We start from the raw sequence: 16,279 nt of genomic DNA on the forward strand, positions 1-16,279 counted from the left end.
ATATCTATTATGAGTTTTTGCTTAATTACATTTCAATGTAACTAGGGATTTCTCATTCTCAGTCATACAAGCTGGCTTTTTCACTGTCATCATACTTCCACGGAAAATATTACAGCAGATTCGGAGTTTAGGCAGTACAGTGTCAAAATATTAAGTGTAAACTTTGCTCAAAAACGCAATTATGCCTAAAGCAATCTGGAACGGTGCAACTTTAGCCGAAAGCGACAAGACTATAGTAGTGGAAGGTAATCATTATTTTCCTCCCGACGCAATTAATAAGCAGTATTTCCAAGACAGTAGCACCCACACCACTTGTCCCTGGAAAGGTGTTGCTAGTTACTACAGCATCGCAGTTGATGGACAGGTTAATCAAGATGCTGCTTGGTACTATCCCAGCGCCAAGGAAAAAGCGAAAAATATTGAAGGTTACGTCGCTTTCTGGAAAGGTGTAAAAGTCGAAGCTTAATTGAATACGCTTCCGGCTTATTTGCTGAGACTGGATGATTTACAAAGTTTCAGTGAATAAGCCTTTTTTGCTGATAAATCATTGTGTTCTTGGTTCAGATGATTTCATTTTCCGGCTCAACCAGATCAAAATTGACTTTGTTATATAAATCTTGTAAGGAAATCTCAAAAGGTACAGATGCAAATGCGATCGCATTATCTTCTTCATCATACTCTCGCAGATTCCATTGTTTTTTCCCAATCTTAGAAAACTGCTCTACATGAACTCGATATTGGTCAATTAAGAGATATTCTTGAAACGTGGGAATTGTGCGATACGCCGCAAACTTATCCTCATAATCATAATTTTTCGTAGATTTTGATAGCACTTCTACAATAATTTGCGGATTAGTAATAATATCTTGGCGATTGTTAAAAAATTCCGGTTCACCTGCGATAATCATCACATCTGGGTATGTATAAATCCGTTTTTGTGATATCCATAGACGGACATCGCCCACAAATACCTCGTAATTTTGCTGTCTAAATGCAAAATTTAACACCGAACCAAGATTAAGTGATATTCGAGCGTGATTAACTGTTCCACCTGCCATTGGAATTATTTGTCCATCAATATATTCACTTTTATATTCAGCCGCTTCCTCTAACTGTAAATATTCCTCTGGGGTGTAGTATTGCTGTTGTGTAACTTGCATAGCTTTTACCCATATCTACTCAACAGTGTAACTTGGTTCTCTAACAAAAAAGGTGTGTTCTACCATTGCAGAAACACACCCTCAATACTCTGCGTTTAAATCTTAATATCCAAAGTCCGCACTAAAAACGCCCATTTATCCGCCGCTTCCTCAATGATTTTGGTGGTTGGTTTACCTGCGCCATGTCCAGCTTTTGTCTCAATTCTAATTAATACTGGTGCATCACCTTGATGGGCTGCTTGCAAAGCCGCCGCAAATTTGAAACTATGGGCAGGTACAACGCGATCATCGTGATCTGCGGTAGTAATTAAAGTGGCAGGATAAGCTGTCTTTGGTTTGAGGTTATGCAAGGGTGAATAAGCATAAAGTGTTTTGAAATCTTCAGGATTATCGGGTGAACCATATTCTTTAGTCCAAGCCCAGCCGATAGTAAATTTATGGAAGCGCAACATATCCATGACACCAACGGCTGGTAATGCTGCACCAAATAAATCCGGGCGTTGTGTCATACAAGCACCCACTAATAAACCACCATTACTACCACCTGCGATCGCTAGTTTGGTAGTTCTGGTATATTTATTCGCAATTAGCCATTCCGCCGCTGCAATAAAATCATCAAAGACATTTTGTTTTTTCTCTTTCATCCCGGCTTGATGCCATTCTTCGCCATATTCGCCACCACCACGCAGATTTGGCATAGCATAAACACCACCCATTTCCATCCACACCAACAGACTCACAGAAAAAGTCGGTGTTAACGAGATATTAAACCCACCGTAGGCATAAAGATAAGTCGGATTATTCCCATCTAATTTAATGCCTTTTTTGTGAGTAATAAACATTGGCACCTTTGTGCCATCTTTGCTGTGATAAAATACTTGCTTGGTTTCATAATCATCAGGATTAAAGCCGACTTTTGGTTGACGAAACAACTGACTTTTTCCTGTCACCATATCGTAGCGGTAAATTGTGCCTGGAGTCGTAAAACTAGTGAAACTATAAAAAGTCTCTTTATCATGACGTTTCCCACCAAAACCACCAACTGAACCAACTCCAGGTAATTCTACCTCGCGGACAAATGCACCTTTCAAGTCAAAGATTTTAATTTGCGATCGCGCATCTTGCAAATAATCAGCCACAAACTGATTATTGAGGATATTGACACTTTCTAAAGTCGCTTGACTTTGGGGAATAATTTCTTGCCATGCTGATTTATCGGGTTTATTAATATCAATGGCAATCACCTTTCCCCGTGGCGCATTTAAATCTGTGCGGAAATAAAAAACACTATCATCATTATCAATAAAGCTATAATCTGCCTCAAACTCGCTGATTAATTCCACAACTTCCGCATCGGGATTCTTTAAATCTTTATAAAATACTAAATTGCGCGAGTCAGTTCCCAACCACACAGAAATAATTAAAAAGCGTCCATCCTCTGTGACACCACCGCCAAATCCCCATTCTTTTTGGTCAGGACGTTGATAAATTAAAATGTCTTCTGATTGGGGTTTACCTAATTTGTGATAATACAGCTTTTGATAATAGTTAACATCTTCTAACTGAGTTTTAGAATTTGGCTCATCATAGCGACTGTAAAAAAATCCTTGGTTGTCAGTTGTCCAAGATGCACCTGAAAATTTAATCCACTTCAAATGGTCGGCTAAATCTTTACCTGTGGCTACATCACGGACTTTCCATTCTTGCCAATCAGAACCAGAAGTTGCCAAACCATAAGCTAAAAGTTTACCATCATCGCTAATTGATAATCCTGATAAAGCAACCGTTCCATCCGCAGAAAGTTTATTTGGATCAAGTAAAACTTGCGGTTCGTCATCTAGACTTTTTAAAGTGTACAGTATGCTTTGATTTTGTAGCCCGTTGTTTTTGAAATAAAAATAGCGTTCTGTAGAACCGTCTTGCAGAGATTCGCCTTCTTTAAATGGGATACCATACTTTTCATAATCCCAAAGTTTAGTTAAGCGTTGTTTAATTTTGTCACGAGCCGGAATTTCACCTAAAAAGTCAAAAGTAATCTTATTTTGAGCATCAATCCAAGCTTTCGTTTCTTCAGAATCAGAATTTTCCAACCAACGGTAAGGATCTGCAACGACAGTTCCGTGGTAGTTATCCACTTGTTCGCTTTTGGGGGTAGCTGGATATGTAATCTGTTTTGCTGTTGACATAGTTGGGGATACCATTCTTCTCTGTACATGGTAATCAGATTTCTCCAGCTTGTGGTAGCTGGCTAAAGCTACAGGTACAATCCCAGGCTGCACACTCCAGTAACACACCAAAACTATGGTCAAAAAAGTTACAAAAAATCGGACAATCCTGGCAAGCAATTTCATCATAGAAATAGTAGATTCAGAACAGAGCTACATCTAGTAAAAACAGTATGACTTACACTCCGCCCAGGCTACTTAGCTTTGAGGACTTTGTTAACCAATACGCTATGTCTCTAACTGCTACTACTAACTAATTTTTCCCCTTTCAACATCCTGACAGCAGCTTCGAGTAAGGCTTCTTCGAGATAAGGCTTAGTGAAGTAACCACTAGCACCAAGTTGAATTGCCATTTGTCTGTGTTTGTCAGCACCGCGTGAGGTTAGCATAGCGATAGGTAACTGATTCAAGCTGGAATCTTTTTGAATGCGTGATAGTAACTCCAGTCCGTCGCAACGGGGCATTTCAATATCACAGAATACAATATCGCAAGGTAGTCCAGAGCGCAGTTTATCCCAAGCTTCTTGACCATCACGGGCTTGTTCAACGCGATAGCCTGCTTTATTAAAGGTCAAAGATAACAATTCTCGAACTGTAATTGAGTCATCAACAATGAGTACAGTTGGATCAATTTTCTCAGCCGGAGTTTCTGTAACGTTAGGCGGAACTTTTTGCTGCCAAGCAGTACCACCAGCATTTTTAGATATCCGTCCTTGGAAGATGTCGATAATTTCCAACACGTCAGCAATTGGCATAATTCGACCATCACCGAGAACCGTAGCACCTGCTACACCGATGGGTTTTGGTGCTGGCCCTTCAAATTGCTTAATTACAATTTCTTGTTCACTGAGTACCAAGTCAATTTGTAAAGCAATTAACGTATTACCCGATCGCACCACCACCACTGAAACTGTATCATCATCCCTTGTACCACCGTAAACATTACCGCGACTCAACTGGCGATTAAAAGATAACAGTTCTTTTAACGGACGGAAGGGTAAGACTGTATCCCGCCAAGAAATAAATGCTTGGCCATCAGCATTATGTTGAATGTTCTTAGCCGGGATATCTAAAGTATCTTCCACACCGTCCATCGGGAAGGCAATTCGCGCTTTATCGGATACGCAACACAGGGCTTTACAAATACTTAATGTCAGTGGTAGACGAATCGTGAATGTTGTACCTTTACCAATGGCGGAATCTGTATTCACCGTCCCGCGAATTTCACTAATCTCGGAACGCACCACATCCATCCCTACGCCACGACCAGAAATTTCATCGGCTTTATCTTTGATACTAAAGCCCGGTTGGAAAAGCAAATCATAAACTTCCATCCGCGAGATGCTTCTTGCCTGTTCTTTGGTAATCATCCCGACTCTGACGGCCTTAGCTTTCACTTTTTCGGGGTCGATACCTGCACCGTCATCACCCACAGAAATAACGGTTTGGTTTCCTTGATGGAAGGCGCGAATAGTAATTTCGCCCACTGGTGGTTTACCCGCAGCTTGTCGTTCTTCGGGAGTTTCGATTCCATGTGCGATCGCATTATTCAACATGTGGGTTAACGGATCGGTGAGATGATCTAAAATCATCTTGTCAATTAAAGTATCGCCACCTTCAATTACCAACTCTACTTGTTTACCGCATTTAATCGCGTTATCTCTCACACCGCGCCGCAAACGGTCAATTGCCTGGGAAAATGGCACCATGCGGGCGCGGGTTAAACCTTCTTGCAATTGCGTTGTGACTTGGCGGAATTGTCTAGCGACACGTTCAGTTTCTTCGGTTACAAAGTCGATGTCACTCGCTGACTCTCGTACTCGTACAATCAATTCAATCATTTCCTGAGACAATGTGTGGAACGGCGTAAACCGATCCATTTCTAATTCGCTGAAACCTCGGTCAGTATCAGGTTCTGAAGATTGGATTTGAGCTTCTCGTTTGTTGCGGCTGGCTAAGAGAGAAGCTTCTAAGAGCGATCGCTCATACAATTCTTGCATTCTCGCGCCCACATCGGACAACTGCTGCACTTGAATTAACAAGTTATCTAGTGACTGTCGCAACCGTTCATGATCCTGTTCTAAGGTGTTGCGATTCACCACTAATTCCCCAACTAAATTACTCATATCATCCAGTTGTTTAACTGGCACTTTCATTGTTTCTTCAAATCTGCGTCGTCCTCCTCCCGTACGAGGCGCTTTACCTGTGTTGGGTTTAATTTGTGATGTGTGGGCTATGGTGTTATCTGCTTCCGCCAGGAGTTTTTCTAAATCACTAAATTCATCGTCTAATTTTGGTGGGGCTGGTGTTGCGTTAGCAGGATTATGATTAGTTGTGGCGGCAGGAAATTCTTGAATATTAGTGTGATGAATTTCTGGTGCAGGAGGTTGAGGGGTCTGCTTGTTGCCACCTAATAACGCTTCTAAAGCGGCAAAATCATCAGAGGCGATCGCTGCATCATGATTCGGTAATTCTTCACCTAATAATGCTTCTAAATCCGCGAAGTCATCTTCTGCGGCTGATTCTTGATTTGTATTTTCTGGAGTTGCAATGCTTTCTGCTGCTAATGGTTCAACTGTTGGTGTATCTTCTACGGTTTCAAGAATTTCTAATAATAATTCTGGCGACTCTGTTGTTTCTCTTAATACATCAACGGCAACTGTCTCATTAATATTTTCATAAACTTCTAGCTTTAATCCTACCTCGCCATTACTGGCAGATGGCATGTCATTACTGGAAAATAAATCAAAATTATCGTTAACGCTTGGTTCTTTTGTCTCTGATTGATTATTATCAGTTACAAATGAATCATCGAGTAAATTATCAAAACTAGGTAGTTGGGAAAAATCAATAATTTCTGTTTCTGCCAGTAATCTATCTAAATCTGGATCTAATTCACTAATATCTGTAGCTAATAAATCATCGAATAAATTCAAGTCTGCATCTTGATTAACCACTGGTTCTTGGGCAGATAACTCAGCAGTTTCCCCAAGGCTCATATCGCCAAACAAATCAAAATTGGGACTATCGGAACTATCTAACTGAATATAAGTGCCATGAATTTTTACTTCTAAATCATCTAAAGTAATTGCTTCATTCTCTGCCGTTGTTTCTAGATCATCAAAAAGATTTAATTCCAAGTCACCAAAATTTTGGGCATCAACAGCCTCGGATTGTGGTGATTTTTCGGTAAATTCAGGCTTGACATCTAATGCCTCTGGTTCTTGGGTAAAACTGTGAATTTCTGAAGATGATCCAGCGCGATCGCTCACAACAGGCGGCTTAATATTACCAAATAAATCATCCTCTTGGTCAACATCAAAATCTAATTCTGACTGGAGAAAAGTTATGTCAAACTCATCTCGGTAGTCACCTATATTTGCCGAACTCGTATCTGAGAAATCAACAAAAATCTCCCCAGAAGCCGCCGCCGCAAATAAACTTTCTTCTAACGCTTTAGCAACATCTTCTTCTAAACCATGCTCAAATTCTGAAGTTGTATCTACCTCTGTGGAGGAATTCCAGAAGTTATGCAAATCATCTTCTGTCTGGGATAAATTTGTTGTACCAGATGGACTCTCAAATAAATCCCCAATGCCTGACTCCTCTGTGGGTATGAGGGTATTTTCTGCCCCTTCCGTAAATAAACCATCTAAAGATAAAGCGTTGGGTTCAGAATTTGATAACTCAATTTCTGGATGATCAGTACTGATTTCAGCATTTTCCAGGAATAATTCATCTAAAATGTCTTGCTGGGTCGCAGATAATTCACTATTTGGATGGGTTGGATTTGCTGGTTGAGTAACTTCGCTTGTAGTTGAGTGTTGCGGCTCATCTCCAGTCAATGCTAATAATTCATCGACATCTGGATTACTAACACTACTAGAATCTGCCTGAGTTTCTGGTGCTGTGGTTGATGCTGAAGGCTCTTTTTCTAAGAAATGATCGCCAAATAAAAGTCCCAGGTCTTCACTCGTGTCGAGATTACTGGTTGATGAGTCAGCCAAGTTATGATCTAAAGACAGAAGATCATCTAAATCACTATCATGATCTGCTGTGGGATCTTCAGTAATATCTATTTCTAAATCACTGATGGGATGAATCTCCAGAATTTCTTCCTGCTGCCAAGTTTCATCTAATTCTGGTGTCTCTCCTTCAAATAAATCCGCTAAAGTATTTAATTCTGCTATTCCCACCTCTGGGCCGTGATGATCAATTCGCGCCACAGTCAATGATTCATCTTCGCCCTCACTAAACAGCAAATTGACCCCATTTTCATCAGCCGGATGAATTGCAGCTTGATCTTGATTCAGCTGTTCATTCAAATCCGTCAAGCTGATAACACTATCTGTTGGTTGGACACTAGCAATCAGTGAAACTTCCTCATCTGCGCCGGTGTTGATAATTGGGGTTTCTGTCTCGGCTGGCGCTGCATTGTCCAATAAATCAAAGTCTAAAGAAAAAGACTCCAGTTCAGGAAAACTCAGCAGTGCTTCTAACTGCTGACTAATGGTAATTTCAGCATCTCTCCCTTGCAGAACTAATTCCTGAGCTTGTTTAATCTCAGTAATCACGATTTTGGCTAAGGTCAGATAAGTATTTTCACTATTACAAATTGCATTAGCCGCCGCTTGACATAAACTCGACCAGTTAGGCAAATTCCATCTTTGTCCGAGTTTTTCTAACTGGCTACAGCACTGCTGAAGATTTTGCCGTGATTCTGATGTTGCTTGTTGCTTAAACAGTTGCAACATTTGTCGGAGCGATTGCAGCACCTGGTTTTGGAATTCGCTCCAAGTATTTTCCGGTGCTGGTAATGCTGGCGCGGAAATTTGGGTGTCTTCTGTCGCTGCGGAAATATCCTCGCGCCGGAAAATCTCGGTCAGCGTACTGACAGTTTCGATATGGGCAGCTTGGATGATAGTATGACCATCTTCGGCTGCACCGCCTTTTTGTACCAACAAGTCTAAATGTTCATTTAGCCATTTAAATACAGGTTCAGCTTCCGACATTAAATTATTGGCTGCTTCTTCGGAAAGTCCGTAAGGGCCACTCAAATGTTCTAATAAAGCTTTCAGAGTATCAGCTACACCCAAAAACAAAGACTCTAATTTTTCATCAACCCGCACTGGATGTTCTTTGAGAACTTTAAAGCAATCTTCCAGACGGTGAGATGTATGCTGGATACTGGTTAAACCCAGCATCGCTGCGCCGCCTTTTATAGAATGGGCTGCCCGAAAAACTTCATTGATCATTTCCGGGTCGTTCAAGGTACTTTGCAGATTTAGCAACCCCTGTTCAATGGTGTTCAGGTGGTCTCGCGCTTCTTCGATAAAGTAACCTAAAATCCGCTGTTGTTGTTCCGGCAGCATAGTCACAAGTTAAAAGGTAAAAGTTAAAAGGTAAAAGAAAAGGCAACGGCAAATTGAAAGGTAAAAGACAAAGCACAAAAGTAGATATTTCTTTTTACTTTTGCCTTTTTACTTTTGCCTTTTTACTTTGATTCCAAGGTGTCCACGCGGAAACGCTCAACGGAAGCGATTAAGTCACGGGACACACCCACGAGGTTTTGGAGTGCGCCAGAAACTCGTTGTGCTTCTTGGGAGGTTTCTTGGGCTGTGAGTTCTACTGATTGCATAACTTGAGCGACAGCACGGGAGGTTTCTGTTTGTTCTACGGTGTCGCTGGTAATTGAGCGCACAAGAATATCAATGCGGTTTGCTACTTGAATAATATTTTCGAGCGATCGCTTGGCTTCTTCCGCCAGTTTTGTGCCTTTAATTACCTGTTGTGTGCCTTCTTCCATTGCTGTCATTACTGAACCAGTTTCACTTTGGATTTGCATCACAATCTGTTCAATTTCTTTCAAAGATTTTGCCGATTTATCTGCCAACTGGCGGACTTCATCAGCCACAATTGCAAATCCCCGTCCAGCCTCACCTGCCCTAGCTGCCTCAATACTGGCGTTGAGTGCCAGTAAGTTGGTACGGGAGGCAATTTGGGAAATTAACGCCACAATCTTAGAAATTTCTTGGGAAGATTCTGCTAAACGTTTCACCTTACGGGTGGTTTCCGCTACAGTTTCCCTAATTTCTAAAATCCCCGCTACGGTGTTTTCTACTGCTTCCCCACCTTTGAGCGCAATGCTACTAGCATCACGGGCAACGGCTTCAGCTTCTCGCGCCGCTTCTGCCACCCGTTGAATTGAGTCGGTCATCACCTGCACCGAATTTAAGGTGACGGCTAATTCTTCCGCTTGGCGCAAAGCGTCACTAGATAAGGCACGGGCAAAGGTTTCAGAATTGGTTGCGCCTTTGGTTACTTCCCGCGCGGCGACTTTTACCTGTTGGACAATATCGCGCAAGTTTTGAATTGTCAGGTTAAAGGCATCAGCAACGGCTCCAAGTACGTCTGCTGTCACCTCTGCCTGCACTGTCAAGTCACCTCTAGCTGCCCCTTCTACGTCGTCTAGCAATCGAATTACTTGCCGTTGGAGGTTTTCTTTGGCTTCTTCTTGTTCATCGGCTTTGCGTTGGGCTTCATTGGTGGTAGTAAAAATTACCCGCGCCATTTCATTAAAGCCAGTAGCCAATAAACCTAATTCATCTTCGGAATATACGGTGGCTTGGACATTGAGATTACCTTGGCGGACAGCATCAAACTGACTTTGTAAATCCTTGGTAGTACGGCGAATTTGCTTCAGGGTGAGATTGCTCATAAAAGCAGCCGTGGCAAACCCAGAAATTCCAGCCGCCAGGGACATCGCCCAGCCTGTGTTACGAATGGATGCTCGCTGTTGGGGTTCGGAAAAAGAAGTTGCCCCAAAGCTGACCACAGCTACCACCATTGCCGAGAAAATTCCCACAGTTCCAGCTACTAAAAAAGGCTTCATATCCAAAGAAGCATTTTCGAGGGGGGCTAACCAGCCTTGCTCTACACTGGCTACTGGGTCTAATTTTGACACATCTGTTTGCGTAAATATCGGGACAGCTTCTTGCGACCCTGTAATGGTGAATAGTTCTTCATCGCGATCGCTACTGCCATTATTCGGGATAGGTTCATTCGACTTACTACGGGGACTACTGTTGGTTTCCAATGGACCAGACAGTACCACATCCCCAAAGCTCATATCCGAGTCTGCTAAATCAAACCCCGGAATATTACCAAGGTCGTCAAATTCGTCAAAGTCATCTAAAAACTCAATATTACTTTTAGAATTTTCACTACTGAGCATACTGTTGGTATCCTCAGTGCTTCTAAATTCATCTGAGCCAAAGGCAGACTCAAAGGCTTCAAAATCAAAATTATCATCACCATCAAACGAGTTGGTGTCTAAAGTTGTGCCAGCTTTTAAAGGAGAGTTTTGCAAAGAAAAATCGTCGTTAACAGATGAGTTGGTATTTGTAGAATTATCCGGAAATTCTATTTTTTCTAACCAATTACTTGGTTGGGCAGCAAAGACATTATCTTGATTGGTTTTTATGTCCACATTCGGGATATCTTCTGGCGATTTTGGTAAAGTTTCATCCAGAATACCCATTTTCGTGTCTAAACTTGCCATACTTGGCTCAAAAGACTTTTCTGCGGCTACCACATCCTCAGCAGTATCTAAAATATTACTTGAGAGTAAATTATCTGGTGCAAACGGAGAATCAACGCTATTGCTATCGAAGGGTGAGCTGGCTTGATTTACATTTGTCCCACTATTAAAGGGGTTATTTGCAATGCTGGAATCATCTAAATTGATGACAGATATGTCTTCTTGCCAAAAAGCTGGTAAATCTAGAGCAATTTCTTCTTCTGGACTGTGATTGAGTTCGGCATTTTGGTTATCTAGACTGACAGCAAAAGGATCATCTATGACCGCAGGTGACTCTTCAACCGTTTTGTGCATGATAATGCTGTCAGTGGGAATATCAAATGGGTTCGATGGTGATTGAGGTTCTGCCAAGCTATCAAAATTCAAACTTTGGCTGTCTAAATTAGCAAATGCGTCTAAGTCTTGTAAGTCTGATGTATCCATCTCTGAGGGATCAGAAATCCCTGTCAGCCCAGTCAAGCTGATTGACTCAATTGACTCATCAATCTCACTCGGAATCGCTTGTTCTTCTAATGGTTGTAAATATTGATTGATATTCTCCAGACCATTTTTAGCAAAACTGATGATTTCGGGATCATCAGTCAACTGTAATACTTTTTGATATTCGGCTTTGGCAACATCGTACTGCTGCAAAACATAGTAGACGTGACCCCTTAATAAATGGCAGTTAGGGTCATCTGGTACATTTTGTACTACCTGATCAACTAAGGTAGCAGCGAATTCATAGTCTTGTTCCGCATAGGCTGTACAAGCCTGCTGATATGTTTCTAGATAATCATCTATTGTTGCTGCCATTTGCTCCCTCCCAATATCATCCTGCCCACCTTGCACTCCGCACAATCGCCGTTTGATCAAGTAATCTTAAACACTGGTTGTTCTTAGTACCTAATGACCACTCGCCACGTAAAAAGGGAGCCATCGTATCTGGTAGATTTGTTGGTGGCATCAGATTTTGTACATCTAGCCAATCCATACCGCCGACTTCCTCGACTGCTAAACCGACTATTGTTTCCTGCTCCTCAATGGCAATTACTGGGATTTCTGCTCTATCAGTATTTAGCGCAGTTCCTTCGCCCAGAAATTGACCCAAATCTGCCACCCAAATTACTCGACCTCGTAAATTTAGAGTACCCAAAAGTAAAGGAGAAGCATTAGGAATCGGGGTAATTCTATCAGGGCTTAATTCTAAGACTTCTCGAATACCAGTAGCTGGTAGGGCAAACTCCTGATGCGAGGGAATATAAAAACGTAAATGTAACTCACCTTCAGGACTTTCTACTTGTAATTCCGGGCGGAAGTGGTCTTGACCAGTGCCACCTAAAAAGTCCGGTTTGCTCATCATATAATTTTCATCCTTATCCTCGCAGGAGTTGTTTGACTGTTCCTACCAACTCTGTTGGTTGAAACGGTTTGGCGATATAAGCATCCGCCCCCTGTTTCATTCCCCAGTAGCGATCAAATTCTTCACCTTTAGAAGAACACATAACTACAGGGACATTTTGAGTTTTGGGGTCAGATTTTAACCGCCGACACACTTCGTAGCCGTTCATCCGTGGCATGACAATATCCAATACCACCAAGTCTGGTGGAGCGGTTTGAATGGCCTCCAACGCTTCTACTCCGTCACTGGCATAAGTGACTGTTAAACCAGTGGCTTTCAGGAGGTCAATAATCATCTCCCTCTGTGCGAGACTGTCTTCCACAATCAGAACTGTACTCATAAATGTTTATCTACCTCCTGATGTAGACGTTCCTGTTTGGAACATTCCCTGACTCCCCGTTAAAATTACTTGTATAAATTTATGCTATTATTTCACTAATTGACTAGATAATAATTGGGCATGGGGTTAGTTGATTCTGTGATAACATTTTTTACCCCATCTTTTATAGAATCAACAAGTCTTCTATTTCTTTGGTGTTCCCATAAAAGACTTGTAATTAACATATTTCTCAACGAGCATAAGTAATTCGGAATCATCAAATGGTTTTGTAAGATAATCTGTTGCGCCCACCATCCTGGCTCTGACCCGATCAATAAAGCCATCTTTGCCGGTGAGCATAATAATCGGTACTAGGCGAAATGCCGTAGAATGACGCAGCATACTACAAATCTCGTAACCATCGAGTTCTGGCATAGCGATGTCGCATAAAATTAAGTCGGGTCGTAGTTGAAAGACTAATCCCAGTGCTTCTAAGGGTTGATTGAGGGCGATCGCTTCATAACCATGCAACTTTAAAATTGACTCTACAGCCTCACAAATCGTTGTTGTATCATCAATGCAAACAATCCGCGCACGATGGTTTTCTGCTCCTAACTCTGGTGTGAAGGTCTGGGAATGATTTGTCGCTGCATCCACTAGTTGCAACCAACCTTGCTGCACATAGGGATATATCGCCTTCGCAATCGTCAATAAATCTCGATTCAGGTAACGCGCCAGTTGTCGCAGTGATGTTTTACCATCCGCCCAATGCTGTAATTTATTCACCGTTGCTTCTGGTAGGGAGGAACGTAATTCCACTGTATCAACTAATACTGGTAATTGTTCTGGTGATTGAATTTGCGGATATAGGCGCTTCCATTCCTGGACTTGTTTGGTGATTTTAACTACTAAAGGTGCAATTTCTAAACTGGTTAATTGTGGTGCGAGAGCTGCTCCTTGACGAAAAGTAAAACTACCTTGGTGTAAACTCAACAAATCAAACAGAGTTTCTTGCACGAGGCGCTGAATAATACTATGAGCTATCTTGGGGCTGATGATATTTCGCTCTAAAAGTGTCCACAAATATCCATACTCTGGAACATTTTGGGTAGCTAGTGAAGTATTTTGCTTTTGTTCTAATCCTGTCTCAACTCGGTAATGACGTAAATAATCGTCAATCCGCGATAAATTACTATCACCGGCTTGACAATAAATAATTTGACCATTGAGAAAAAAGACAAACCATGATTGTTTTCGGTGATTTTTGCTATGGCGATGTCTGATGGTCTCATCCAGGCTGAGATGATCTTGCTTGTGAAAGCCAGCTTCCACTAAAAGTTGTCCAGTTCGCTGGCCTAACTCAATCAATTGCAAAATACTGCGAATATCAATTTCATTTAAATTTCCCTGCATTTAGCTCAACGCAACTCCTTGTTATATTCTTGACTTAAGTTTGCCCAGCAATTTTCTCTAGACTTCTCATAAGTAAAGTAAATTATTACCTACTAGCATTCGCCATCTTATTTCTCCAACAACTAATGTCTATCAGGAGATACATTTAGCTATAAACCGTAAATTTTCGTAATACTACTGGATAAACTTAGTAATCACACGGAAGTCATGATTACTATCACGAGTACAAAATATAAAGGCGCGACTCAATCGCTTTGATGAAATCTGACGACGTGAATTATCACGTCTATCAATAGTCTTGTCTATATTTTTTCCTACACCACGGTGAAATTCAGACAAACTTATATAAGTATCTCAAGTATATCTAAAAACACGGACATTAAGTACGCAAGAGGACGAACGGTGTGCTGTATTTAGCAGAAGTACAAAAGCAGAAGGGCGGCTTACTTAGTGGTGGTTCTAAAACCGAACTAAAACTGCTAGCTTGTCAGCGAACCGACCAGAATTGGAGTACTGTGTCGGAAGAGGTGATTACGGCAGAAGAAGCCAGCAAATTAAACGATGGTGCATTAGTGCTAGTCGAACTGAATCCAAATCGCCAAGTGCAAAGGATTCAAGAAGCGGGACGGCCATTGGTCAATATATTGCAAAATTTTTCGCGGCAGCTAGAAAAATTTAAACTCAAGGAAGATGAGATTGATCAGTGGAAGCAGTCGCTAACATTTCAGGCGCAGGAAATGAATCGCCGCGAAATGGAAATGGAAGCACGCTTAGAACAGTTGCAACAACTGGAAGATGACTGTCAACGTCTAGATGAGCAAAAACAGGAAGTTGATTCATCTCGTGAGGAAATTGAAAAGTTACAAGCGGAAATTGAGCGGAACCGCCAGGAATTAGAAGGTGCTTGGGAGCATCTACGCGGTGAACAGCGCCGCTTAGAAGAACGACAAGCCGAGTTCAAACAAGGTAATGTTTTAGATGAAGAACAAAGTCGGGTGATGAGTGATTTATTGAATCGCTTATCTAGCCGGGTTGCACCGACAGAAACAGTAAGAGAACATCTCCATTTAGCGTTTGAATTAATTGAACAGCAACAGGCCACTTTAAATCCACACTGGGAAAAGTTAGAGCAGCAAAAAACATTAGCTTCCCAACAGCAAGAAGAAGTTGAGCGTTTGGCTCAGACTGTAAGCGATCGCCAAAACGAATGGCAACAAGCACATAATTCTTTAGAACAGCAAACTACTCAATTAAAAGTTAACTTAGCCACTATTACAAGTAAGCAAGAATACGCTCGGCTAGTCAAAGAGCAGTTGCAATCTCAAGAAGATTTATATCAAAAGGTGAATTCTCTAGCTGCTAGTTCTGGTGATATTCCTGGCGAGAAGGTTGATATAGAAGCATTAGAAAAAATGCCGTTAGATGAACTACAAAAAATAGTTCAAGATTTAGCTAAAAAATTAGAAATCGACTCTAGCTTTGTGCATGAGCAGGAACAAGAACTGCAATATAAACAAGCAGATATTGCTGAATTAGAAAATAAACTCACTCAAGCTTCTGACCAGGATCATATCAATTTAGAAATGGAACTGGCAGATGAAAAAGACCATTATCAAATGCTGAATAAAACTTTAGAAGGTCAACGCCGGAGTTTATTGCAGCGTGATAAAGTGCTGAAGCAACATCAAAATGTATTACTCCGCCGCCAAGGACAACCTGTCCCCAATGTCGAAGAAGAAAAAACAGTTGATTTTGCGCCAATTTTGCTACAAATTGATAGCCAGCGACAACAACAATCTCAGGAACTACAAAAACTAGAACAAGAAATTGAGCAGATGCGGTCTGCTATTGAGCTTGACCAAGGGATGATTGATAATCAAAATCATGACTTGTCCCAAAAACAACAAGAAATCAAAAATCTCGAAGCTAATTTACAGTCTTTGCGAACAGCAGTGGCTGAATCCTGGGCGCGAGTGAATTTATATCAAGAAGCCTTAAGACCAATTCAAGATTCTTTGGATGGTTTGCGCCAAAAACTGCAAGGAATTAATGATTCATTGGCGCAAGTCCAAGAAGTGAGTGATTATCAACTACAAACCATTAGTGAAATGCGTCAGACTCTGCAAAATATGACATCTCAGCCGGAATTAATAGCGTCTTGAGCAGTCTGAAGTGTGAAGT

Annotated in this window: 9 protein-coding genes; 2 read left to right on the top strand and 7 right to left on the bottom strand. The window is 41.4% G+C overall.

Annotation, left to right across the window (positions count from 1 at the left end; all coding sequences use genetic code 11):
- Nucleotides 1-181: 181 nt before the first annotated feature.
- Nucleotides 182-466, top strand: a complete 285-nt coding sequence (locus tag H6G75_RS02355; protein ID WP_190978400.1) for a DUF427 domain-containing protein — start codon at nt 182-184, stop codon at nt 464-466.
- Between the two features lie 94 nt (nt 467-560).
- Here H6G75_RS02355 and H6G75_RS02360 read toward each other — a convergent pair whose 3' ends face one another.
- The 7 genes from H6G75_RS02360 to H6G75_RS02390 form a co-directional block, all read right to left on the bottom strand.
- Nucleotides 561-1,160 (bottom strand): Uma2 family endonuclease, encoded by a 600-nt coding sequence (locus tag H6G75_RS02360; protein WP_190978401.1) that lies wholly within the window; start codon nt 1,158-1,160, stop codon nt 561-563.
- 95 nt (nt 1,161-1,255) lie between these two features.
- The gene (locus tag H6G75_RS02365) at nt 1,256-3,346 is read right to left on the bottom strand and encodes a prolyl oligopeptidase family protein (protein WP_190978402.1); all 2,091 of its coding nucleotides are present in this window, start codon (nt 3,344-3,346) and stop codon (nt 1,256-1,258) included.
- 275 nt (nt 3,347-3,621) lie between these two features.
- On the bottom strand, nt 3,622-8,757 hold the full coding sequence (locus H6G75_RS02370; protein WP_190978403.1) for a response regulator: 5,136 nt from the start codon (nt 8,755-8,757) through the stop codon (nt 3,622-3,624).
- A 122-nt stretch (nt 8,758-8,879) separates the two neighbouring features.
- Complete coding sequence (locus H6G75_RS02375) at nt 8,880-11,780, bottom strand: methyl-accepting chemotaxis protein (RefSeq protein ID WP_190978404.1); 2,901 nt, start codon at nt 11,778-11,780, stop codon at nt 8,880-8,882.
- A gap of 16 nt (nt 11,781-11,796) precedes the next feature.
- Entirely contained in the window at nt 11,797-12,327 is a 531-nt protein-coding gene (locus tag H6G75_RS02380) for a chemotaxis protein CheW (RefSeq protein WP_190978405.1), read from the bottom strand.
- Between the two features lie 13 nt (nt 12,328-12,340).
- The gene (locus H6G75_RS02385; RefSeq protein ID WP_062297988.1) at nt 12,341-12,706 is read right to left on the bottom strand and encodes a response regulator transcription factor; all 366 of its coding nucleotides are present in this window, start codon (nt 12,704-12,706) and stop codon (nt 12,341-12,343) included.
- Between the two features lie 183 nt (nt 12,707-12,889).
- A complete protein-coding gene (locus H6G75_RS02390; protein ID WP_190978406.1) occupies nt 12,890-14,098 on the bottom strand; it encodes a response regulator in 1,209 nt (402 codons plus the stop codon).
- Nucleotides 14,099-14,502: 404 nt separating this feature from the next.
- Here H6G75_RS02390 and hmpF point away from each other — a divergent pair, with 404 nt between their 5' ends.
- Complete coding sequence (gene hmpF, locus H6G75_RS02395) at nt 14,503-16,260, top strand: pilus motility taxis protein HmpF (protein WP_190978407.1); 1,758 nt, start codon at nt 14,503-14,505, stop codon at nt 16,258-16,260.
- Nucleotides 16,261-16,279: the final 19 nt, after the last annotated feature.

Origin of the sequence: Nostoc sp. FACHB-280 (genome assembly GCF_014697615.1) — a bacterium.
GTDB lineage: Bacteria > Cyanobacteriota > Cyanobacteriia > Cyanobacteriales > Nostocaceae > Nostoc_B.